This is a genomic window from Cupriavidus sp. 09_S30 (genome assembly GCF_056930435.1).
In genome coordinates, this window is record NZ_JBXOWI010000002.1 from 2,185,753 (window position 1) to 2,206,693 (window position 20,941).

19 protein-coding genes are annotated in these 20,941 nt (G+C 67.9%); 12 read left to right on the plus strand and 7 right to left on the minus strand.

The window, feature by feature from the left end; genetic code table 11:
• Window positions 1-131: 131 nt before the first annotated feature.
• Complete coding sequence (locus AC1Z3O_RS29950; RefSeq protein WP_483520181.1) at window positions 132-830, plus strand: DNA-3-methyladenine glycosylase; 699 nt, start codon at window positions 132-134, stop codon at window positions 828-830.
• Window positions 831-873: 43 nt separating this feature from the next.
• On the opposite strand, the gene AC1Z3O_RS29955 is transcribed toward AC1Z3O_RS29950, so the two are convergent.
• The 4 genes from AC1Z3O_RS29955 to AC1Z3O_RS29970 all read right to left on the minus strand — a co-directional run bounded on the left by AC1Z3O_RS29955 (window position 874) and on the right by AC1Z3O_RS29970 (window position 5,267).
• A complete protein-coding gene (locus tag AC1Z3O_RS29955; RefSeq protein WP_483520183.1) occupies window positions 874-1,644 on the minus strand; it encodes a class I SAM-dependent methyltransferase in 771 nt (256 codons plus the stop codon).
• A gap of 164 nt (window positions 1,645-1,808) precedes the next feature.
• The gene (locus tag AC1Z3O_RS29960; protein ID WP_483520185.1) at window positions 1,809-3,035 is read right to left on the minus strand and encodes an aminotransferase-like domain-containing protein; all 1,227 of its coding nucleotides are present in this window, start codon (window positions 3,033-3,035) and stop codon (window positions 1,809-1,811) included.
• Between the two features lie 31 nt (window positions 3,036-3,066).
• A complete protein-coding gene (locus tag AC1Z3O_RS29965; RefSeq protein ID WP_483520187.1) occupies window positions 3,067-4,089 on the minus strand; it encodes a 2-oxoadipate dioxygenase/decarboxylase family protein in 1,023 nt (340 codons plus the stop codon).
• A gap of 185 nt (window positions 4,090-4,274) precedes the next feature.
• Complete coding sequence (locus AC1Z3O_RS29970) at window positions 4,275-5,267, minus strand: Bug family tripartite tricarboxylate transporter substrate binding protein (RefSeq protein ID WP_483520189.1); 993 nt, start codon at window positions 5,265-5,267, stop codon at window positions 4,275-4,277.
• 208 nt (window positions 5,268-5,475) lie between these two features.
• Here AC1Z3O_RS29970 and AC1Z3O_RS29975 point away from each other — a divergent pair, with 208 nt between their 5' ends.
• A complete protein-coding gene (locus AC1Z3O_RS29975; RefSeq protein ID WP_483520191.1) occupies window positions 5,476-6,381 on the plus strand; it encodes a LysR substrate-binding domain-containing protein in 906 nt (301 codons plus the stop codon).
• A gap of 247 nt (window positions 6,382-6,628) precedes the next feature.
• Here the strand turns inward: AC1Z3O_RS29975 and AC1Z3O_RS29980 are convergent, their stop codons facing one another.
• The gene (locus AC1Z3O_RS29980; protein WP_483520193.1) at window positions 6,629-7,522 is read right to left on the minus strand and encodes a LysR family transcriptional regulator; all 894 of its coding nucleotides are present in this window, start codon (window positions 7,520-7,522) and stop codon (window positions 6,629-6,631) included.
• Window positions 7,523-7,625: 103 nt separating this feature from the next.
• Between AC1Z3O_RS29980 and AC1Z3O_RS29985 the strand changes: the two genes are divergently transcribed.
• The 9 genes from AC1Z3O_RS29985 (at window position 7,626) to AC1Z3O_RS30025 (ending at window position 18,063) form a co-directional block, all read left to right on the plus strand.
• The gene (locus tag AC1Z3O_RS29985) at window positions 7,626-8,819 is read left to right on the plus strand and encodes an isochorismatase family protein (protein ID WP_483520195.1); all 1,194 of its coding nucleotides are present in this window, start codon (window positions 7,626-7,628) and stop codon (window positions 8,817-8,819) included.
• A gap of 903 nt (window positions 8,820-9,722) precedes the next feature.
• Window positions 9,723-10,718, plus strand: coding sequence for an IS110 family RNA-guided transposase (locus AC1Z3O_RS29990; protein WP_483515946.1), 996 nt, complete (start codon window positions 9,723-9,725; stop codon window positions 10,716-10,718).
• 12 nt (window positions 10,719-10,730) lie between these two features.
• Window positions 10,731-11,837, plus strand: a complete 1,107-nt coding sequence (locus tag AC1Z3O_RS29995) for an ABC transporter substrate-binding protein (protein ID WP_483520197.1) — start codon at window positions 10,731-10,733, stop codon at window positions 11,835-11,837.
• 4 nt (window positions 11,838-11,841) lie between these two features.
• Window positions 11,842-12,690: an ABC transporter permease gene (locus tag AC1Z3O_RS30000; RefSeq protein WP_483520199.1), complete on the plus strand. Its 849-nt coding sequence runs from the start codon at window positions 11,842-11,844 to the stop codon at window positions 12,688-12,690.
• 25 nt (window positions 12,691-12,715) lie between these two features.
• Complete coding sequence (locus tag AC1Z3O_RS30005; RefSeq protein ID WP_483520201.1) at window positions 12,716-13,561, plus strand: ABC transporter permease; 846 nt, start codon at window positions 12,716-12,718, stop codon at window positions 13,559-13,561.
• Between the two features lie 63 nt (window positions 13,562-13,624).
• Window positions 13,625-14,458 carry an ABC transporter ATP-binding protein gene (locus AC1Z3O_RS30010; protein WP_483520203.1) on the plus strand — a complete coding sequence of 278 codons (834 nt, stop codon included), beginning with the start codon at window positions 13,625-13,627 and terminating at the stop codon, window positions 14,456-14,458.
• An 84-nt stretch (window positions 14,459-14,542) separates the two neighbouring features.
• Entirely contained in the window at window positions 14,543-15,550 is a 1,008-nt protein-coding gene (locus tag AC1Z3O_RS30015) for a TauD/TfdA dioxygenase family protein (protein WP_483520205.1), read from the plus strand.
• A gap of 98 nt (window positions 15,551-15,648) precedes the next feature.
• Window positions 15,649-16,923, plus strand: a complete 1,275-nt coding sequence (locus AC1Z3O_RS30020) for an O-acetylhomoserine aminocarboxypropyltransferase/cysteine synthase family protein (protein ID WP_483520207.1) — start codon at window positions 15,649-15,651, stop codon at window positions 16,921-16,923.
• Between the two features lie 318 nt (window positions 16,924-17,241).
• On the plus strand, window positions 17,242-18,063 hold the full coding sequence (locus tag AC1Z3O_RS30025; protein WP_483520209.1) for a MetQ/NlpA family ABC transporter substrate-binding protein: 822 nt from the start codon (window positions 17,242-17,244) through the stop codon (window positions 18,061-18,063).
• Between the two features lie 123 nt (window positions 18,064-18,186).
• Here AC1Z3O_RS30025 and AC1Z3O_RS30030 read toward each other — a convergent pair whose 3' ends face one another.
• Window positions 18,187-19,017, minus strand: a complete 831-nt coding sequence (locus AC1Z3O_RS30030) for a helix-turn-helix domain-containing protein (RefSeq protein ID WP_483520211.1) — start codon at window positions 19,015-19,017, stop codon at window positions 18,187-18,189.
• Window positions 19,018-19,034: 17 nt separating this feature from the next.
• Window positions 19,035-19,538, minus strand: coding sequence for a NuoB/complex I 20 kDa subunit family protein (locus tag AC1Z3O_RS30035; RefSeq protein ID WP_483520213.1), 504 nt, complete (start codon window positions 19,536-19,538; stop codon window positions 19,035-19,037).
• Window positions 19,539-19,706: 168 nt separating this feature from the next.
• Here AC1Z3O_RS30035 and fabV point away from each other — a divergent pair, with 168 nt between their 5' ends.
• Window positions 19,707-20,897 (plus strand): enoyl-ACP reductase FabV, encoded by a 1,191-nt coding sequence (gene fabV, locus AC1Z3O_RS30040; RefSeq protein ID WP_483520215.1) that lies wholly within the window; start codon window positions 19,707-19,709, stop codon window positions 20,895-20,897.
• Window positions 20,898-20,941: the final 44 nt, after the last annotated feature.

Sequence of the window (20,941 nt, forward strand, 5' to 3'; positions counted from 1 at the left end):
TCCAGGCAGCGCAGGGCAGGATCCCACCGCAGCCGGTACCATCACCACCTGCCCGGGTGCCGCATGGCGGCAGTTCCTGGTTGCGCCTTGCCGCCCGGCCGGATTTCCGTCGTCCCCACCCCACCTCCCTTATGCCGCACGACAGTACGACTCTCGCAGCCTCGCCACTGGGCATGGCGGCGCGCAGCGGGCCGGCCGCGGAATCCCCCAGGCTGCGCCCGCTGGCGCGCGCAGCGCTGCCGCCCGACGCCGTGGCCATGGCGCACTTTATGCTCGGCAAGGTATTGGTGCATGACCTGCCCGAGGGCCGCGTCGCCGGGCGCATCGTGGAAACCGAGGCCTACCCGCTCGGCGATGCCGCCAGCTACGCCTACCGCGGCCGCACGCGGGCCAACGGCGCCATGTTCAAGGCGCCCGGACACGCGCACGTACGCCTGCTGTACGGACTCTCCTGGACGCTCAATGTCTCGGCCGAGGCCGAAGGCGCCGGTGCCGGCATCCTGCTGCGCGCGCTGGAGCCGCTCGCCGGCCTGGAGTGGATGCGCACACGCAGGCCATCGGCCCGTCCCCTCGACCTCGCGCGCGGCCCCGGCCGCCTGGGCGCCGCGATGGCGATCGGCCCGGAACTGGATGGCGCCGACCTGTGCACGGGCACCGGGCTGTGGCTGGCGACGGATGCCGATGCGGCCGGTACTTCCGGCACCATCGGTGTGGCACGCCGCATCGGCCTGTCGCGTGCAGCCGACCTTCCCCTGCGCTTCTTCCTGGTGGGCAACCCTTATGTCAGCGGGCCGCGCGCGGCGTTGCGGACCTCGCCGGAAGGGCACTGAGGCAAGTCAGCGCCAAGCTCGGCCCATTGGGCGCCCTGACTAGCTAGACCAGCCGCGTACAGCAATAGGCCTCGGTGCGGTAGGGAAAGGCGACCGTGTCCCAGCCGGCCAATTCCGGATGGCTGGCGATCAGCCGGTCCAGCTGCGCCCGCACGGCGTCCTGCTGCGCCGGCGGCAGCGCGGCAATGAAGCTCACTGACATCACACGGTCGACGATCACCTGCTGCGGCGGCCCCACGTGTTCGTAAGGCAGGCTGGACAGCTCCAGCGGGCCGAAACCCTCGGCCGGGAAGACCCGCTTCCAATCGCCCTTGTAGAAGCGCGGCGCATCGCCCTCGTGGGGCGTCATGATTGCCGTGAGGCGGGCCACCCAGTCGACAGATTCGTCACGCACGTTCCAGACCAGCCCCAGCTTGCCGCCGGGGCGCAACACGCGGCGGAATTCCGCCACCGACGCCGGGTTGGCGAACCAGTGGAAAGCCTGGGCGCAGACCACCGCATCGACGCTGGCATCGGCCAGCGGCAGCGCTTCGGCGGTGCCTTCCCGAACCTGCACCGACGGCTGCGCCACGGCGAGCTGGGCGCGCATCGCCGCCACCGGTTCCACTGCGATCACCTCAGCCCCGGTCCGCGCCAGCAGGCGGCTGAACTTGCCGGTGCCGGCGCCGACGTCGGCAACCGTCTTGCCTGACCCCAGCCCGAGCGCGTCGCGCAGCCAGGCATCGAGTTCGGCGGGATAGTCGGGACGGCCGCGGGCATAGGTGTCGGCCTGGCTGGAAAAGCCCTGGGCGGCGGCATGGTGGATGCTGGTCATGGCAATAGGCTGGCGCGAGGTTGGCGGAGGTCGGCGCCGGAATAGCGGCCGGCGCCGCGCTACATTAGCGCGGCGAGCGACGTGCTGCAAGGCTCGCCATTCCGCCCGGCACTGTAGAGGGCGCCAGCGTGCGACCACGAATCAGATCGCTCGCGCTTGCCCGCTTACCGTCTATCGCTCGGGACGACTCTCGCCACGGCACGCGCCAGGCGCGCCACGCCCTCGCCGATCTGCGCCGGGTCGGCGCCGGCGAACGAGAGGCGGAACGCCGGCCGTGCGCGCCGTTCGGCATAGAAGCCCGCGCCCGGCACGAACAGCACCTTCTCCGCGATCGCATGCGGCAGCAGGGCCGCTGCGTCGTCGATGCCCGCGACCTCCGCCCACAGGAACATACCGCCCGCAGGCCGGGCAAAGCGGATGCGCTCGCCGAATGCCTGCCGCAACGCCTGCGCCAGCCGGTCGCGCTTGTCGCGGTAAGCCGCCACCTCGCGTGCCACCTGCGCCGGCAACAGCCCCGCCTCCAGGTAATGGGCCGCGGTCAGTTGCAGCCAGGGCGGTGTGCACAGGTCCGACACCTGCTTGGCGATCACGGCACGACGCACGATCTCCGCCGGTCCCGCCATCCAGCCCAGGCGCAGCCCGGGCGCCAATGTCTTCGACAGGCTGGCCAGGTGCACCACCCAGGGCCGGGCGGCCGGCACCTGGGCGCACAGCGAGAGCAGCGAAGGCGGCGGCGGGCCATCGAAGCTCAAGGCGCCATACGGATCGTCCTCGACCAGCACCACCTGGTACCGTGCCACCAGTTCCAGCAAGCGCAGCCGCCGCGCCAGCGACAGCGTGGCACCGGTCGGGTTGGCGAAGGTGGGCACCACGTAGAGCAGGCGTGGCCGCTGCGACCCGCTGGCGCCGGCCAGCACCGCCTCCAGCGCCTCGACATCGATGCCGTCGGGGTCGGCCGGAATGCCGCGCAGCTCGGCGCCGGCCAGCCGCAATGCCTGTAGCGTGGCCGAGTAGGTCGGCTCCTCCACCAGCACCAGGCTGCCCGGCTCGACCAGGGCCTTGACCAGGAAGTCGAAGCCCTGCTGCGAACCGGTGGTGACCAGCAGCTCCTCCGGCGCCAGCTGCACGCCGCGCTCGGCCATCAGCGCCGTCAGCGCCCGGCGCAAGGCCGGCGTGCCTTCGGTCGCGCCGTACTGCAGGCATTCCGCCGGCCGTTCCGCAAGCGCCTGCGCCGATGCCGCGCCGATCCCCGCGGCATCGAACAGCGCCGCGGAAGGATAGCCGCCGGCAAAGGAGATCATCTGCGGATCCGACAAGTACTTGAACAGCTCGCGGATCGGCGAGCCTTCGGGCGCGCGCAGCGCGGGAACGAAGGGATAGGCTGTGCTCATGGCGCTCTCGCTCGTTTGGCGGTGTCCGTGCTCAGCAGGCGGCGGCGGTCATCTTGAAGATGCCCTGCGCGTTGCCGGCATCGAAGCCCAGGTCGGTACGCGTCACGGCCTGCACTTCGTCCACATAGGTATCGCGCGTGATGAACTCGTAGAAGGAGCCCGGCACCTCGCGCACCACCTCGGCCCCGTCCGTGCCGATGAAGGCCCGCTGCACGGGGTCGGCACGGAAGGCGGTCTGCTTGACGCGGCCGCTGCGCGAAACCTCGACCTTCTCCTTGATCGGGCGGCCGATCGACTTCTGCTGCTCAGACAGCGCGAACACGTCATCGACGCGATCGGTGGCATGGTTGAAGGCATTGCCTTCGGTAGCAATCCACGCCATCTCGGCCGACTCCGCCAGCAGGCGCTCATAGTCCTCCAGGCCCGGCGTCGCATGCTGGCGTTCGAAGCAACGGGCCAGCACGCCGATCAGCTCGGCAGCCTCGGCCTCGGGCAAGGCGCCATCGCGCTCCAGCTCCCACAGCAGCGACTGCGCGCGCGGCGTCAGCGGATCGGTGGAAGCGCCGGTCACGCGGCTCACCGCCTGCTGGAAGCCATCGCTGTAGCGCTCGGGATGGAACTCGCTGACGAAGAACTGCGCGATCTCCTCGGGCGCATCCGCATGCGCGTAGGAACGCCCCGTCATGCCGATGCGCTCGAGCGGATAGGTGCCGTTGAGGCGATAGCCGAGCGGACGCAGGATGCGCGTGAACGCGGCCTCGCCGGCCGGCAGCGCGCCGTTGTCACGCCAGCGCACGGTACGGATCGCGCCGTGGTCGAAATGCACCTTGCCGCCGGCGGCGGCCACGTCTTCGGTGTAGGCCTTGCCGGTCGGCACGCGCTCCAGGATGCCGGCGAACAGCACCAGATTCAGGGCGTGGGCGATCTCCGCGCGGTTCGGGCGGCCCGGCTCGCCGGTCGGCAGTTGCTGGGGCGTGGCCACCAGGCTCGCGAGGCGGGCGGCGGTGTCGGGGCCGAGGTTGAGGGAGACGAGGGGGGAGATGTTGTTGGTCATGATTTGAAACGACGTTGGGAGAGGAAATTCAGCTCTTGGCGTGATTCGTTGGTTTGCAAGGCAAAAGCCTGTTTCGACTCCCCGCAGGGGAGTCGAAACAGGCCTTTGCCTCGATCAACCAGCACCGCCTGAAGCAAGGCCAATTCCGCAAACCGCGCGGCCCCGGCCTCGCCACCACTAGAACATCAATCCACCGACGCCCCCGACATCTTCACAATCTCCCCCCACTTCTGCCGATCCTGCTTCAGCACCTCAGCAAACGCTTCCGGCGTAGTGGGCGAAGGCTCAGCACCGATTTCACGCATCTTGGCCTGCACGCCCGGATCGCTGAGCACGCGCGTCAGGTCCTGGCTGATCTTCTGCGCCACGGCGGGAGGCGTGCCACGCGGCGCCAGCAGGCCGAACCAGGGGCTGGCGTCGAAGCCGGGCACCGGGCCGGCGGCGGCCACGGTGGGCACATTGGGCAGCGCGGACGAGCGCGCCGGCGTGGTCACGGCCAGCGGCTTCAGCTTGCCCGAGCGGATGAAGGGCAGCGAGGCCGGCAGGTTGTCGAACATCACGTCGACGTTGCCGCCCATCAGGTCGGAGATCGCCGGGCTGCTGCCCTTGTAGGCCACGTGGCTCATCTCGGTACCGGTCATGCGCTGGAACAGCTCGCCTGCGAGGTGGGTCGAGGTGCCATTGCCGGCCGAGGCCATGTTCACCTGCTTGGGGTGCGCCTTGGTGTAGGCGATGAATTCCGCCAGCGTCTGCACGCGGGCGCGCTCGGCGAAGGCCGGCGACAGCACCACCACGTTGGGCACGCGCGCCACCAGCGAGACCGGCGCGAAGTCCGCGGCCGCGTCGTAGGGCAGCTTCTTGTACAGCGTCGGGTTGATGCCGAACTCGCCAACCGAGCCCATCAGCAGCGTATAACCGTCAGCCGGCGACTTGGCAGCGGCGCCGGTGCCGACGATACCGCCCGCGCCGGGGCGATTGTCGACCAGCACGGACTGCTTCCACAGCGCGGTGAGCTGGTCGCCGACCAGGCGCGCCACCATATCGGTGGTGCCGCCCGGCGGGTACGGAACAATGATACGCACCGGCTTGCCCGGAAAATCGGTGGCGCCGGCCATGCCGGACACTGCCATGCCAACCACCATGCTGGTGCTTGCGAGGACGCTGAACAGACCCTTCATGCTGTCTCCCTGTCTTTGTTTGTGGTTTGTCTACGTGATGTGATCGAAAATCTCTTGGGCGGCGGGGCAGCCGCGCAAGCCCGAATCATTTCTCATCAAGTCATCGGATTCAAGCGAGATTTCGGTATAGGATGATGAGCTTTAGTCATCAACTCGCGTCGCCCTCCCCCTCTCGCTAGCAGCGAGCGTCCCGGCGGCGCGCGACAGCATGCGCCAACGCCTTCCGAGCCTGAGCAGCCTGCGCGCCTTCGAGGCGGCGGCCCTGCACCTGAACCTGCGCCGCGCGGCGGCAGACCTGTTCATCACCGAGAGCGCCGTGTCGCGCCAGATCGCTTCCCTGGAGAGCCAGCTGGGCGTGCAGCTCTTCCACCGCGCCAACCAGCGCATCACGCTGACGGCGGCCGGCGCGCTATACAGCCGCCAGGTGCGCGAAATGCTGCGCCAGCTGCAGCGCGACACGCTCGACATCATGGCGCACGAGGGTGCGGGCGGCAGCGTCGAGCTGGCCAGCGTGCCCACACTGGCCGTCGAATGGCTGATCCCCCGGCTGCCCGACTTCTATGCGCGCCACCCCCAGGTGGTGGTCAATATCAGCGCGCAGTCCGACGTCTTCCTGTTCGACGGCACGCCCTATGACGCCGCCATCCACTTCGGCGAAGCGGCCTACCCGGGCGCCCGCGCCGAGCACATGTTCGGCGAAGAGTCGGTCGCGGTCTGCCACCCCGGCTTCTTCCGTGGCAAGCGCAGGGTCACGGTGCAGGACGTCGCCCAGGCAGCGCGGCTGCACCTGGCCACGCGCCGCTTCGACTGGCAACACTGGCTGGAATCGGCGGGCATCGACGAGGTCAACGCCATGCGCGGCGCACGCTTCGAGCACCACAGCATGGTGATCAGCGCGGCCCGATCCGGGCTAGGCGTCGGCCTGGTGCCGCGCTTCCTCGTGGAGGAGTACCTCGCACGCGGGCTGCTGGTGATCCCGGTCGCGCACTCGCTACGCTCGTCCAGCGCCTACTACCTCGTCTCGCCTGACTCCAGGCCGATGAGCGACGCCATGCTGCGGTTGCGCGAGTGGCTGCTCGAAGCGGCGGGGGCGTTCGCCGGTGGCCAGGCGTAGGGACTCGCGCCGGAAAGACATTGCTTCCTCGCGGCGGCACGGCGGGAGTGTCGATTGGCTTTCGGCGGCAATGGCTAGCCTTCGTCGATGCTCGGATCTGCCGCCTGGTTTCCTTCAGGCGACCGGCACGTGTTAGGCGTTTTTCCGATTCTCAGTGAAGGTTCGATGTGGCCAGACGCGGTACTGCTCGTGCGTGAACGAGATCCTGCCTGCGCTCGGGACCTCGGCGCCTCGCTGCGACGGTCACTCAGAGGCAATCGCCCAGTCCCAAGAGGAACTCCACGGCAAGCCGGGTGCGTGCCGACGCTTGGCGCGCCTTCTCATACACCACTGCCAACGGCGCGCCTACGCTGTCGAACTCCGTCAGAACCGGCACAAGGCGACCCGCTTCCAGCGCCGGCGCCACCACGTAGTACGGTGCCTGCACGATGCCCCGCCCGCCTTCAGCCAGCGCCAGCAGCACCGCTGCATGGTCGCTCGCCAGCGGGCCTTCGGGATAATGGCTGAGCTGTCGCCCATCCCGGCCGAAGGTCCAGACACGAAACTGCCCGCTGTTAGCCATCACATAGCGCAGGCAGACATGATTCACGAGGTCCCCCGGCGTGCGTGGCGTACCATGCCGCTGCAGATAGCCGGGTGCGGCGACCGTCAGGAATCGGTGCGCCGGCAGCGGGCGAGCCACCAGGCGCGAGTCCGGCACCTCGCCAAGCATCACCGCCAGATCGAAGCGCTCGGCAGTCATATCGACATGCCGATCCGTCAGTATCAGTTCGACCTCCAAACCAGGATGCTCGCCGAGCCAACCACTCAACGCTGGCGCGACCACGTACTGGCCGAAGCTCACCGGCACGCACAGCCGCAACTTGCCACGCCATGGTTGCGCCTGTCCGGCCAGCCTGCTGCGTGCGTCCTCGATCGCAGTCATGCCCTGGCGGCACACCTCGAAGAAGGCCTCCCCGTCCCCGGTCAGCGTGATCTGCCGTGGCGATCGGTGAAACAGCCTGACGCCCAGTTCCGCCTCCAGCCTGGCAATGGATTTGCTGACGGCCGATGGACTGAGCCGCAACACGCGCGCGGCCCGCGTGAAGTTGCCCGCCTCAGCGGCGCGGACGAAGGTACTGATGTCGTTGAATGGATCCACCTCACCATTCCCTGGATTCACAATTAGTCTGAATTCTATCGACTTATCATGCCCCGCATTCACCCATATAGTCGATCCCACATCGTTTCACGAGGGGTCCGACATGTTGAAATCCACCAAACACCTGTTCTCCAGCCTGTTCCTGCTGTCGTCCATCGTCGCCGGGACAAGCGAGGCCGCATCGCCGTCGCGCCCGACCACGACGGATCACGCAGCCACCGTGCATAGTCCGCCGCCGCTGGAGCCTGGCAGCGGCAAGGCCGCGCTGGTCATGATCGAGTTCGTCAACGAATGGCTGGCTCCGCAAGGCAAGCTGCGCGGCCTGATCCAGGATGAGCACCAGTTCGCCAGCTCGCAGGTCGCGGCGCAGCAAGCCCTGGCCGCTGCGCGCCTTGCCGGCATGCCGGTCATCCATGCCACGCTGCAGTTGTCGCCCGACTACCGCGAACTCGGCCATCGACGATTCGGCCTGCGCGGTGCCATTCCCAAGGCAGGTACTTGGCGGAAGCAGGACAGCGGCTGGCAGTTCTACCCGCCGTTCGCTCCCCGCTCAGACGAGTTCGTCATCAGCGGCCGCGCGGGCGCCAGCGCGTTCGCGGCATCCGACCTCGACAACTACCTGCGCGGCCAGGGCATCACCCGCCTGTACCTGGCAGGCTACGCAACCCATGTCTGCATCGAGTCAACCCTTCGCGCGGCGCACGACCTTGGCTATGAGCCTGTCGTGCTCAGCGATGCCACCGCCGCATTCACTGCCGAGCAGCAACAGCACGTTCTGAGCGAGGTCGTCCACCACTTCGGCTGGGCCATGCCCACGCAAGCATTCATCGCAGAATTGCCGTCCCTGGGCGCACCTGCCAAGGCAACGGACAGCCCCAAGCCCGCCCCCGCGCCAGGGACTGCACCGGCCGCCCTGCGCATGCTGACGGCCCCCGGACAAGAGATCCCAGGAATTTCCGGCGCGGCAGTGGTGAACGACGGCTTGCTGATACTCAGCGGCCACGTACCGGTGGCACCTGATGGAACCGTGGCCCCCACCCTGGAAGCCCAACTGGAACAAGCCTTCCAGAACCTGGATGCAAGCTTGCGCCATGCCGGCAGCGCGCCGGAACACATCGCCAGGATGACGCTCTATGTCCGCGGCTACCGGCCTGAGCAACTGGACACCATTCGAGCCGTGCGCGACCGCTGGCTCAAAGGGCACGCCCCAGCGAGCGCGCTGATCGGCGTAGAGGCGCTGTTCCGTCCCGATGTCCAAGTCGAGATCGATGCGATTGCAGTCATCAGCCAGGGCTGAGCTCCGCTGCACCTCGATGCGCATCCAAACGAGCCAAGAATCAGGCTACAGGCCAAGTAGAGCGTGAGCAGTTCCAGGATTGACGTCGGAACTTCCCCAACCTGCGCCTGGCGCATGGCCCAGATGGGTGGCGCAGGAATCGGGCCGGGCGAGTACTTCTCGTTTTGTCGCCTCAACTGCAGCAAAGCGCGCTTGAGAATCCACAGGGCCTGCATAGGGTATCCAGTCAAAACGAAGTAGCGGGCCGGTCTCGCTACACAAGGGAAAGCTCTTGGGCAACGTGACGCTCCCAGTGGCTCCGACATGGAAAAAAACCAGGCTGCCGGAAGACAGCCTGGGGAACATGCAGTAGCACAGTTCGCGAGCGGGAGAGAAGCGCCCGCAGGATCAGCATCCGGAAGGTGGCATGGCACTCAGGATGCGGCCACAAGAAACGTCCTATTCCGCGCCTGGAACCTTCATGTTCGAAGTCCAAGTCAAGAAAGCAGGCCGACTCCCCGCAGGGGAGCCGAAACAGGCCTTTGCCTCGCAAACAGGCGCCGCCAGGGCCCCGCATATGCACGCGCGCGATAAGCAAGCGCAAAATCATTCGTTCTGCCCGCACGGGCGCGGCGCTTATCTTGGGAACCGTCTACCAACGCCCCCAAGAGGAAACGCCACCCATGGCCCAGCCGCGCCCCCTTGTATGTTTCCATCAGCCCGAATCGAAGCCAGGATTTGCAGTCCTATTGCCAAGGAAAGATCAAAGGTTTATAGGACAGTGCTGTCGATAGGGCGGAACTTCGCCACCGGTACGCCAAACCTGAAACCCCTCGGAGCCTGAAGCTCGCGGGAGAGCATGTGGTCAACGTACGGGTCCGCTTCATCCATTTCGTATAACCCGAACAGTTGCCAATTTTGAATATGCATCCGCAAGGCAGGGAACCGAATGACGGGCGTCCACGGCCCACCGCAGGGATTGATGTGTCCAAGGAGCATCTTGATGCTTGCTGGATGGATCAGTCGCTGCGGGTAGGCAATGAGGCGTCGGGATGGGGCGAGTTGATAGCGAAGTTCAAGGCGTGCGATGTCGACCTGGTTGTGGTTGAAGCGACCGGCGGCTACGAGCGAGGCCTGGTACGGGCGCTGCAGCAAGAAGGAGTGGAAGTTGCGCGGGTGAATCCGCGTCAGGCTCGCGACTTTGCTAAGGCGATGGGCGAGTTAGCCAAGACAGACCGGATCGACGCGCGAGGGTTGCGCGACTTTGCCGATGTGCTGGCACGCCATCCGGATCGCCACAAGTACCTCACGGCACCGCTGGAGGCGCACCGGGAGTCGCTGGCGGCGCTGATGATTCGGCGGCGCCAGTTGGTGGAGATGCGAGTGGCCGAAGGCAATCGGCTGGAGAAGGCGGGGCCGAAGACGGCGCGCAGCATCCGCGCAGTGATACGCACGCTGGACAAGCAGATTGCCGAGATCGACTCGGATCTGGATGACCACATCGAGCAGCACTTCAAGGAGCAGCGCAAGCTGCTCGATAGCGTCAAGGGTGTCGGGGCGGTGACGACGATGACATTGCTGGCGGCGCTGCCGGAGCTGGGCAAGCTTGGGCGCCGGGCGATCAGCAAGCTCGTTGGCGTTGCGCCACTGGCTTGTGATTCCGGCAAGCGCCAGGGGACCCGATGTATCTGGGGTGGGCGTGCAGACGTGCGGGCGGTGCTTTACATGGCCACCCTGTCGGCGATGCGTTACAACCCGGCGATCGCGGCTTTCCGGCAGCGTTTGCTGGCCGCCGGCAAGCCCAAGAAGGTCATGATCGTCGCTTGCATGCGCAAGCTGCTGACCATCCTCAATGCTATGGCCAGGGATGGCGCCCTATGGGATCCAACCAGGCATGCTTCACAGGCCCTCCAGCCTTGACTTGAAACACAGTTGCTCTCCCGCCGCACCCTGCTCAAGCAACTGGGCCTGTCCGGCCTGGCCGCCGCACTACCCGCACTGCCCGCGCTATCTCCACTGCGCGCCTTCGCCGCCAGCGGCGCCGCCCGCCCCGTCGTGATCCGCATCGGCGTGGCCCAGCCCGCCACCGGCCAGCCGCCCACCTTCGCCGGCAGTTCCTTGTCGATCGCGCATGCGCGCGGCTGGCTGGAGGAATCGTTCAAGCCGAGCGGCACGCGCGTCGAGTGGTACTTCTTCAAGGGCGCGGGCCCCGCCGTCAATGAGGCGCTGACCAACCGCCAGCTCGATTTCGCGCTGCAGGGCGACCTGCCCGCCATCGTGGCGCGCGCCGCCGGCCTGAAGACCCGGCTGGTGCTGGCCACCGGCGTGCGCGCAAACATCTACATCGGCGTGCCGCCCGACTTGCCGCTCAGGACAGTGGCCGACCTGCGCGGCAAGAGAGTCTCGCTGTTCAAGGGGACCAATATGCATCTGCCGGCGCTGCGCCTGCTGGAGGCCAATGGCCTCACGGACAAGGACCTGCGCCTGCTCAACCTTGACACCGCCGGCTACCTCGCCGCGCTGAGCACGCGCGACATCGATGCCGCCATCGGCGCGATGGACATCCTGCGCCTGCGCGACAAGGGCGCGGTGCGCATCCTCTACTCCAGCAAGAACCAGTCTCCCATCTACACGCGCCAGAGCCATGTGCTGGTGACGGACGCCTTCGCCGACAAATATCCCGAAGCCACCCAGCACTTCGTCAAGAGCGCTGTCGAGGCGGCGCGCTGGGCTTCCGACGAAAGCCACCGCGAGGAGGTGCTGCGCACCTGGGCGCGCGCCGGCACGCCCTATGAGCACTGGAAGGAGGATTTCGACGGCGAGCCGTTGCGGGTGCGGCTCAACCCCAACTTCGATCCCTTCCTGGTCGGCCGCTATAAGGACGCCGCCGAGCAGGCCTACCGCTTCCGCCTGAGCCGCGCGAAGTTCGACGTGGACCAATGGATCGACCAGCGCTTCCTGAAGGCCGCGCTGAACGACCTCGGCCTGCAAAGCTACTGGCCGGTCTACCAGGCCAACGGCAAGATCCTGGGAGCCTGACGCCATGGCCGCCGACTCGCTGCCCCTGCAGGCGCCCGCCAGCGTGGCGCCGCATCCGCCTGGCGGCGCGCGCCGCCTGCTGCCTACCGCCTGGCGCCAGGCCACCGGCTGGCTGCTGGCCTGGCCGGTGCCGCTCGCGCTGCTGCTGTTCTGGTACCTGGCCGCGCGCTTCGAGTGGATCGCGCCGCAGGTCCTGCCGGCCCCCGCATCGGTGGCGCAGACGCTGGCCGATCTCTATGCCAGCGGAGAACTGCTCGACAACCTGCGCATCAGCGCGCTGCGCGTGGCAGGTGGCTTCGCAGTGGGCCTCCTCGGCGGCCTGGCACTCGGCGCCGCGATGGGCCTCTCGCCGCGCTGGCGCGACCACCTCTATCCGAGCTTCAAGGCCTTCAGCCAGGTGCCGGTGCTGGGCTGGCTGCCCTTGCTGATGCTGCTGGTGGGCATCGACGAGGCGCTCAAGATCATCCTGATCGCGAAGGCCGCGCTGGTGCCTATCGCAATGAACACCTACAAGGGCATCCAGAGCGTGCCCACGCGCTATATCGAGGTCGCGCGCGTGCTGCGCTTCACGCGCTGGCAGCTGCTGTGGCGCGTGGTGTTCCCGGCGGCGGCCGCGCCGATCTGGAACGGCATCCGCTACGGACTGACGCATGCCTGGCTGGCGCTGGTGGTGGTGGAACTGCTGGCCTCCTCCGAGGGGCTGGGCTACATGATCGTCTACGGCCGCCAGCTGTTCCAGCTCGACATGGTGATCGCCGCGGTGGTGGTGGTAGGCGTGGTGGGCTTCGCGCTGGACAAGGTGCTGGCGCTCGCCGAGCGCGCGGTGCTGCGCTGGCGCAAGCCCGGATTCTGAGGCAAGCATGACAAAGGAAACTGCCATGACCGGCCATCCCGCTCAAGCAGCGACGCTGCCCCGCAGGCGCCTGCGCCTGCCGTCCTCGTCGTCCTCGTTGCCGTCCATCGTGCCCGCCCTGCGCGGCTGCGTACTGCCGCTCGCCCTGCTGGCGCTGTGGTGGGCGGCCGCACGCTTCGGCTGGTCGCAGTCGCCGCTGCTGGTGCCGCCGGCCAAGGTGTGGGACACCGCGCAGGCGCAGTGGCGCAGCGGCGCCCTCACCAGCGCGCTGGCCGCCAGCCTGTGGCGCGACCTCGCCGGCTTCACGCTGGGAGCCGGTGCGGGCCTGCTGTTCGGCACAGCACTCGGGCTGTCGCGCCTGTTCGAGCGGCTGGTCGGACCGACCTTCCATACCGTCAAGCAGATCTCACTGTTCGCCTGGATCCCGCTGCTCTCGGTGTGGTTCGGCCTGGGCGACACCGCCAAGGTGGTGTTCCTGTCCCTCGCCGCCTTCTTCCCGGTGGTGCTCAACACCTTCGAAGGCATCCGCGGCGTGCCCGCCGAGCTGGTCGAGGTCGCGCGCGTGCTGAAGTTCTCGCGCCGCCAGCTGCTGTGGCGCGTGGTGCTGCCGGCCGCCTTGCCTTCCATCTTCGCGGGCATCCACCTGGGGCTGATCTACGCCTGGCTTGCCACGCTCGGCGCCGAGTACCTGCTGGTGGCAGACAAGGGCATCGGCAACACCATGATCGACGGGCGCGAGAACTTCTGGATGGACCTGGTGCTGTTCGGCGTGATCGTGGTGGGCCTGGTGGGCTTCGTCCTGAACTGGCTCGCCGGCCGCATCGAGCACCGCTTGCTGTCCTGGCGCGGCCGCTCGGTGGCCGCCTTCTGATGCGGCCGAGCCATCCGCGCCAACGCACCCCAACGAACCCAAGCCCATCGATACGGAGAACCCATGGCCCAAGCCGGCACCCTCAGCATCCAGCATCTGCGCAAGCAGTACCAGGTCAAGGGCGAGGTCCTGCCCGTGCTGGAAGACATCGACCTGACCATCGCGCCGGGCGAGTTCGTCAGCATCGTCGGCGCCAGCGGCTGCGGCAAGTCCACGCTGCTGCGGCTGGTGGTGGGACTGGAGGACGATTACAAGGGCGAGATCCTGCTCGACGGGCAGCGCGTGATCGGCACCAGCCTGCAGCGCGGCATCGTGTTCCAGGAGCATCGGCTCTTCCCCTGGCTTGCCGTCGAGGAGAACATCCGCCTGGCCCTGCTCAACACGCCGGGCAGCGACGCCGACAAGCGCCGCAACGTGCAAGAGCATATCGAGCTGGTCGGCCTGGCGGGCTTCGAAGCCGCCTACCCGCACCAGCTCTCCGGCGGTATGTCGCAGCGCGTGGCGATCGCGCGGGCGCTGGTGACGCGGCCCGAGATCTTGCTGCTGGACGAGCCCTTCGGCGCGCTCGATGCGCTCACGCGCGCCTACCTGCAGCAGGAACTGCATCGCATCTGGCAGGCCGAGGGCATCACCATGATCCTGGTCACCCACGACGTGGAGGAAGCCGTCTACCTGGGCGACCGCGTGGTGGTGATGGAACCGCGTCCGGGCCGCATCCGCCGCATCGTGCCGGTGGACCTGCCCCACCCGCGCGACCGTGCCGCCCTGCCCTTCGCCGGCATCAAGGACGACGTGCTGCGCGAGTTCAGCGGCCGCCTGGCCGAGCTGGCGGAGGCGCCGGTACGGCCCGAGCCGCCCTTGGACCGGCTGCCACCGACGTTCCAGTTCGCCGTTTAGTTCGCCATTTGAAGCCATCCCTGAGGGATTGCATCCCTATTCATCTCAACCCAACCCCGCTCAACACCCTAGCCGAGACCCGCCATGACCCATCCGCACGCAGCAAACTCGACCACCACCGCCGCGCCCCTCGCATCCGCCAATACCAAGCCGATCGACCTGCACCCCGTGGCCGGCCGCATCGGCGCGGAGATCCGCGGCGTGCGCCTGGGCGCCGACCTCGACGACGCCACCTTCGCCGCCATCCGCGCCGCGCTGCTGCGCCACAAGGTGCTGTTCTTCCGCGACCAGCAGCACCTCGACGACGCCAGCCAGGAAACCTTCGCCAAGCGCTTCGGCGAGCCGGTGGCTCATCCCACCGTACCCGCGCGCGACGGCACACAGTACCTGCTCGAGCTCGACTCCCGCCACGGCGGCCGCGCCAACTCCTGGCACACCGACGTGACCTTCGACCTCGCCTATCCGCAGGTCTCGGTGCTGCGCGGCGTGACCATCCCGCCCGCCGGCGGCGACACCGTCTGGGCCAACACCGCGGCCGCCTATCTCGACCTGCCCGAGCCGCTGCGGGACCTGGCCGACAAGCTTTGGGCCTTGCACACCAACGACTACGACTACGCGGCCAGCCGCAGCGTCATCAACGGCGCAGGCCTGCGCCGCCACCGCGAGGTCTTCACCTCGACGCTGTACGAGACCGAGCACCCGGTGGTGCGCGTGCACCCCGAGACCGGCGAGCGCACGCTGGTGCTGGGCCATTTCGTCAAGAAGCTGCTGGGCTACTCTTCGGTCGATTCGGCCCACCTGGTCGCAGTGCTGCAGGGGCATGTGCACCGGCTGGAGAACACCGTGCGCTGGCGCTGGCGCGAGGGCGACGTCGCCATCTGGGACAACCGCGCCACGCAGCACTACGCCATCAACGATTACGGCGACGCGCTGCGCGTGGTACGCCGCGTGACCATTGCCGGGGACGTGCCGGTCAGCGTGGACGGGCGCCGCAGCGTTGCCCTGAAGCCGGCACCGCGTGCGGCGGCCGAGGGCGCCGAGAGCCCCGAAAGCGCCAACAGCGCGGACGCCGCGCGTCGCGCCGCCGCCTGACGCGGAGACGTCCATGCCCCGGCATGGGTGACGGCCTGCCGCCGGCGCTGCTACCATGCGGACGTCAGAAATTTCCTCCCTCAAGCCATAAGAAGACCATGAGACTCGAAACCCTTGCCGTCCACGGCGGCTACTCCCCCGATCCGACCACGCGCGCCGTCGCCGTGCCGATCTACCAGACCGTCGCCTACTCCTTCGACAGCGCGCAGCACGGCGCCGACCTGTTCGACCTCAAGGTGCCGGGCAATATCTACAGCCGCATCATGAACCCGACCAACGACGTGCTCGAGCAGCGCCTGGCCGCGCTCGAGGGCGGCGTGGGCGCGCTGGCGCTGGCCTCGGGCATGGCCGCCATCACCTACGCGATCCAGACCATCGCGGAGGCCGGCGACAACCTCCTCTCGGCGAGCCAGCTCTACGGCGGCACCTACAACCTGCTGGCGCACACGCTGCCGCAGTCGGGCATCGAGACGCGCTTCGTCGACGGCCGCAAGCCGTCCGCCTTCGCCGAGCGCATCGACGCACGCACCAAGGCCATCTTCGTCGAATCCGTCGGCAACCCGCTGGGCAATGTGGTCGACATCGCCGCCATCGCCAAGGTCGCGCACGACCACGGCATTCCGCTGATCGTCGACAACACTGTGCCCTCGCCCTATCTGTGCCGTCCGTTCGAGCATGGCGCGGACATCGTCGTGCATTCGCTGACCAAGTACCTGGGCGGCCACGGCAATAGCGTGGGCGGCGCCATCGTCGACAGCGGCAAGTTCCCCTGGGCCCAGCACAAGGAGCGCTTCAAGCGCCTGAACGAGCCCGATGTGTCCTATCACGGCGTGGTCTACACCGAGGCGCTGGGCGCGGCGGCGTACATCGGCCGCGCGCGCGTGGTGCCGCTGCGCAACACCGGTGCCGCGCTGTCGCCGTTCAACGCCTTCCTGATTCTGCAGGGCATCGAGACCCTTGCGCTGCGCCTGGATCGCATCACCGAGAATGCGCTGGCCATCGCGCGCCACCTGCAAGGCCACGCCAAGGTGGGCTGGGTCAACTTCGCCGGCCTGCCGGAGCATCCCGACCACGCGCTGGTGCAGCGCTACCTGGGCGGCCGCGGCCCGGGCATCCTGTCCTTCGGCCTCAAGAGCGGCGGACGCGAAGCCGGCGCGCGCTTCCTCGACGCGCTGCAGCTGTTCACCCGCCTCGTCAACATCGGCGATGCCAAGTCGCTGGCCACCCACCCGGGCTCGACCACGCACCGCCAGCTCAACGCCGAGGAACTGAAGGCCGCCGGCGTCAGCGAAGACATGGTGCGCCTGTCGATCGGCATCGAGCATATCGATGACCTGATCGAGGACCTGGACCGCGCGCTGGCCGCGGCCTGAGGCGCACTGAGACACACGCTGCTCCGGCCCGCGCCGGAGCGGCGCTGAGCCGCAGAAGAAAAAGAAAAAGCCCGCTCAGCGAGCGGGCCAGAGTTCCCGCCATAAAGGCAGAAAAGAAGAGTGGCGGATGGTACGTCCGGCACACCCGGCGGCCAACTATTGATTTGCCATAAGCAAATGCCCGCCTGCCCTTATGCGCCGGCAGCATAAGGGCATGATGAATTACTCGTTCCCCGAGCGAAGGGCCGCCCCTACAATGGCACGACTCAAGCGGCGATAGCCGCACATCGATCGATACCAACAGGGGAGCAACGGAATATGCAGATCGGCATCGCAAAACGACTCGTGGCAGCGGCACTGGCAATCGGCACACTCGGCGTCATGCACGCCGCCGGCGCGGCTGACCCGGACAAGAAGGAGATCCGCTTCGGCGCCACCGCCGGCCCGTACTCGGACCAGATCCGCTACGGCGTCAAGCCGATCCTGGAAAAGCAGGGCTACAAGGTCACCATCGTCGAGTTCAGCGACTACGTGCAGCCCAACCTGGCACTGGCCGACGGCGCCATCGACGCCAACGCCTTCCAGCACGTGGCCTACCTGAAGAAGTTCTCGGCCGACCGCAAGCTGCAGCTCTCCGATGTGGTCCAGGTGCCCACCGCCCCGATCGGCATCTACAGCCGCAAGCACAAGACGCTCGGCGAAGTGAAGAGCGGTGCCAGCGTCTCGCTGCCCAACGACCCGACCAACCTCGCGCGCGCCATCGCCATGCTGCAGCAGTTCGGCTGGGTCACGCTGAAGGCCGGCACCGACCCGATCCGCGCCAGCGAGCGCGACATCGATGCCAACCCGCACAAGCTCAAGCTGATCCAGCTCGAAGCCGCGCAGCTGCCCCGCTCGCTCGACGATGTCGACTACGCCTTCGTCAACGGCAACTTCGCGCTCGCCTCCGGCCTGAAGCTGACCGAGGCGCTGTCGCTGGAGAAGATCCCCGACTACTACATGAACCTGGTCGCGGTGCGCACGGCGGACCTGAACAAGCCTTACGTCAAGGACATCCGCGCCGCCTACCAGTCGGCCGAGTTCAAGGCCATTTCGCAGCAGCGCTTCGCCGGCTTCCTGCCGCCCGCGTACCAGCGCTGAGCGCGCCTGGCATGCCCGCCCTGCGCGGGCACCGTCCGCGACAAGCCCGCGCTCCGGCGCGGGTTTTCTTTTGCATGCTGTGGCCGTGCGGGCGATGAGCGCGCCGCGGCGATGCGGGCCCGCTCAGCCCAGCAGGATGCGCCGCTCGACGTCGCTGTACTGGAACATGGCCATGGCGGTACCACCGCCGCCGCCAGCTGCAGTGGCCAGTTCACGCGGCGACAGACCGGTGAAGCGGCGCATGTCTCGCGCCATCTGCGCCTGGTCGTAGTAGCCGCAGTCGAGCGCGGCAGCCCCGAGGCCATGGCGGGAAACGTCAGCCGCGAGCAGGCGCCCCAGCATGCGGCCGTAGCGGAACAGCGCGCGCAGTTCGCGCTGCGAGGCGCCGAAGGTGCTGCGGAACAGCCGCTCGACCTGCCGCGGGCTGCGCCCCGATGCCGTGGCCACCTGCTCGATCGGCATGCCGATGGCCGACATCGGCAGCAGCAGCGGCATCGTGCGGCGCCGTTCCTGCCGCGCGGCCTGGGCGATCAGCCAGTCCTCCAAGGCCGCCACCGCGGCGGCCTTGGTGCCAGCCTGCCGCACGGCACGCAGCAGCACATCGGCGTCGGCCTGCGGCACCCAGGCCGCCAGTTCGGCGGCTTCGTCCAGTGCCGGCGCAACGCATGGGGGCAGGACGCGCGCCAGCATTCCGGGGCGGAACACGGCACTGACGTAGGTCGTGCCCGGCAGCATCGTTCCCCAGGTGGCCTGTCCCTGCGGGCCGACAAGCAGCGTCTGTGCATAGGCGCGGCCATCGGCATGCACGGATGCGCCCTGGAGGAAAACGGTGAGCGAGGGATTCGGCGTCGCGGGAAACAGCATGGGCCCGCTGCGCCCGGCCTCGGCGAAGACGCAATTCACCACGCCGGCCAGCGCCGGGCGCGGCGCATACAGGCGCCTGGCGCTATCCACGCCGCGGCTCCCCGCCGTCAGCGGCGCGCGAGCAGCCTGGGCTGGCTGTGGGTGCGCCGTTCCCCCACCTTGCGTTGCAGTTGCAGCAATCCATAGATCAAGGCCTCGGCCGTCGGTGGGCAGCCCGGCACGTAGATGTCGACCGGGACGATGCGGTCGCAGCCGCGCACCACCGAATAGCTGTAGTGATAGTAGCCTCCGCCATTGGCGCAGGAACCCATCGATACCACGTAGCGCGGTTCGGCCATCTGGTCATAGACCTTGCGCATGGCCGGCGCCATCTTGTTGGTCAGCGTGCCGGCGACGATCATCAGGTCGCACTGGCGCGGCGAGGCGCGCGGGATCATGCCGAACCGGTCCATATCATAGCGGGCGCCGGCGGCATGCATCATCTCGACCGCGCAGCAGGCCAGGCCGAAGGTCATGTACCAGAGGCTGTTGCGCTGCGCCGCAGCCATGACGGCGTCCAGCGAGGTCAGGATGAAGCCATCGCGCTCGAGCGAGTAGGCGGGATTTGTCATGGGAGGATGCGGGTGCCAAGTGGATGCGCCAGCATATGCGGCGCCTCTCCTGCTGGCTTGTACGAATGCGACATCGCCGCGGGCCTGGCCCGCGCCGCCGTCTCCATTACAATGCTCGCCAATCTCGCCGCCCACAGGCCGGCGAAGCACCCCAACAGCGAGGCATCCATGATCATCAAACCGCGCGTACGCGGCTTCATCTGCGTAACCACCCATCCCGTCGGCTGCGAAGCCAATGTGAAGGAACAGATCGCGTACGTCAAAGCGAACGGCCCCATCGCCGGCGGGCCGAAGAAGGTGCTGGTGATCGGCGCGTCCACCGGCTACGGGCTGGCGGCACGCATCACCGCCGCCTTCGGCTCAGGCGCCGACACCCTGGGCGTCTTCTTCGAACGGGCCGGCAGCGAAGGCAAGCCCGGCACCGCCGGCTGGTACAACTCGGCCGCGTTCGACAAGCTCGCCACGGCCGAAGGCCTGTACGCCGGCAGCATCAACGGCGATGCCTTCTCCGATGAGATCAAGCAGCAGACCATCGAGCGCATCCGCCGCGACCTCGGCCAGGTCGACCTGGTCGTCTACAGCCTGGCCTCGCCGCGCCGCACGCACCCGAAGACCGGCGTGACCTACAGCTCCACGCTCAAGCCCATCGGCAAGGCGGTCACGCTGCGTGGCATCGACACCGACAAGGAAGTAGTCAAGGAGACCGTGCTGGAGCCGGCCACCCAGGAGGAGATCGACCACACCGTGGCCGTGATGGGCGGCGAGGACTGGCAGATGTGGATCGACGCCCTGGACGAGGCGGGCGTGCTCGCTGACGGCGCCAAGACCACCGCCTTCACCTACCTGGGCGAGCAGATCACGCACGACATCTACTGGAACGGCTCCATCGGCGCGGCCAAGAAGGACCTGGACCAGAAGGTGCTCGCCATCCGCGCGCGGCTGGCAGCCAAGGGGGGTGACGCACGCGTGGCGGTGCTCAAGGCCGTCGTCACGCAGGCGAGCTCGGCCATCCCGATGATGCCGCTCTATCTGTCGCTGCTGTTCAAGGTGATGAAGGAAACGGGCACGCACGAGGGCTGCATCGAGCAGGTCTACCGTCTGTGCAAGGACAGCCTCTACGGCAGCCAGCCTCTGCTCGACGAGGAAGGCCGCCTGCGTGCCGACGACAAGGAGCTGGATGCGACCGTGCAGGCGCGCGTGCAGCAGCTGTGGAACGAAGTGCGCGACGACAATCTGTACACGCTGACCGATTTCGCCGGCTACAAGACCGACTTCCTGCGCCTGTTCGGCTTCGAGATCGCCGGCGTGGACTACGGCGCCGATGTCAACCCCGAGGTGGCGATCCCTCACCTGGCCTGAGGCGCGGCGCTCGACCCGTCCCCGGGGAACACAGGCAAGCCCTC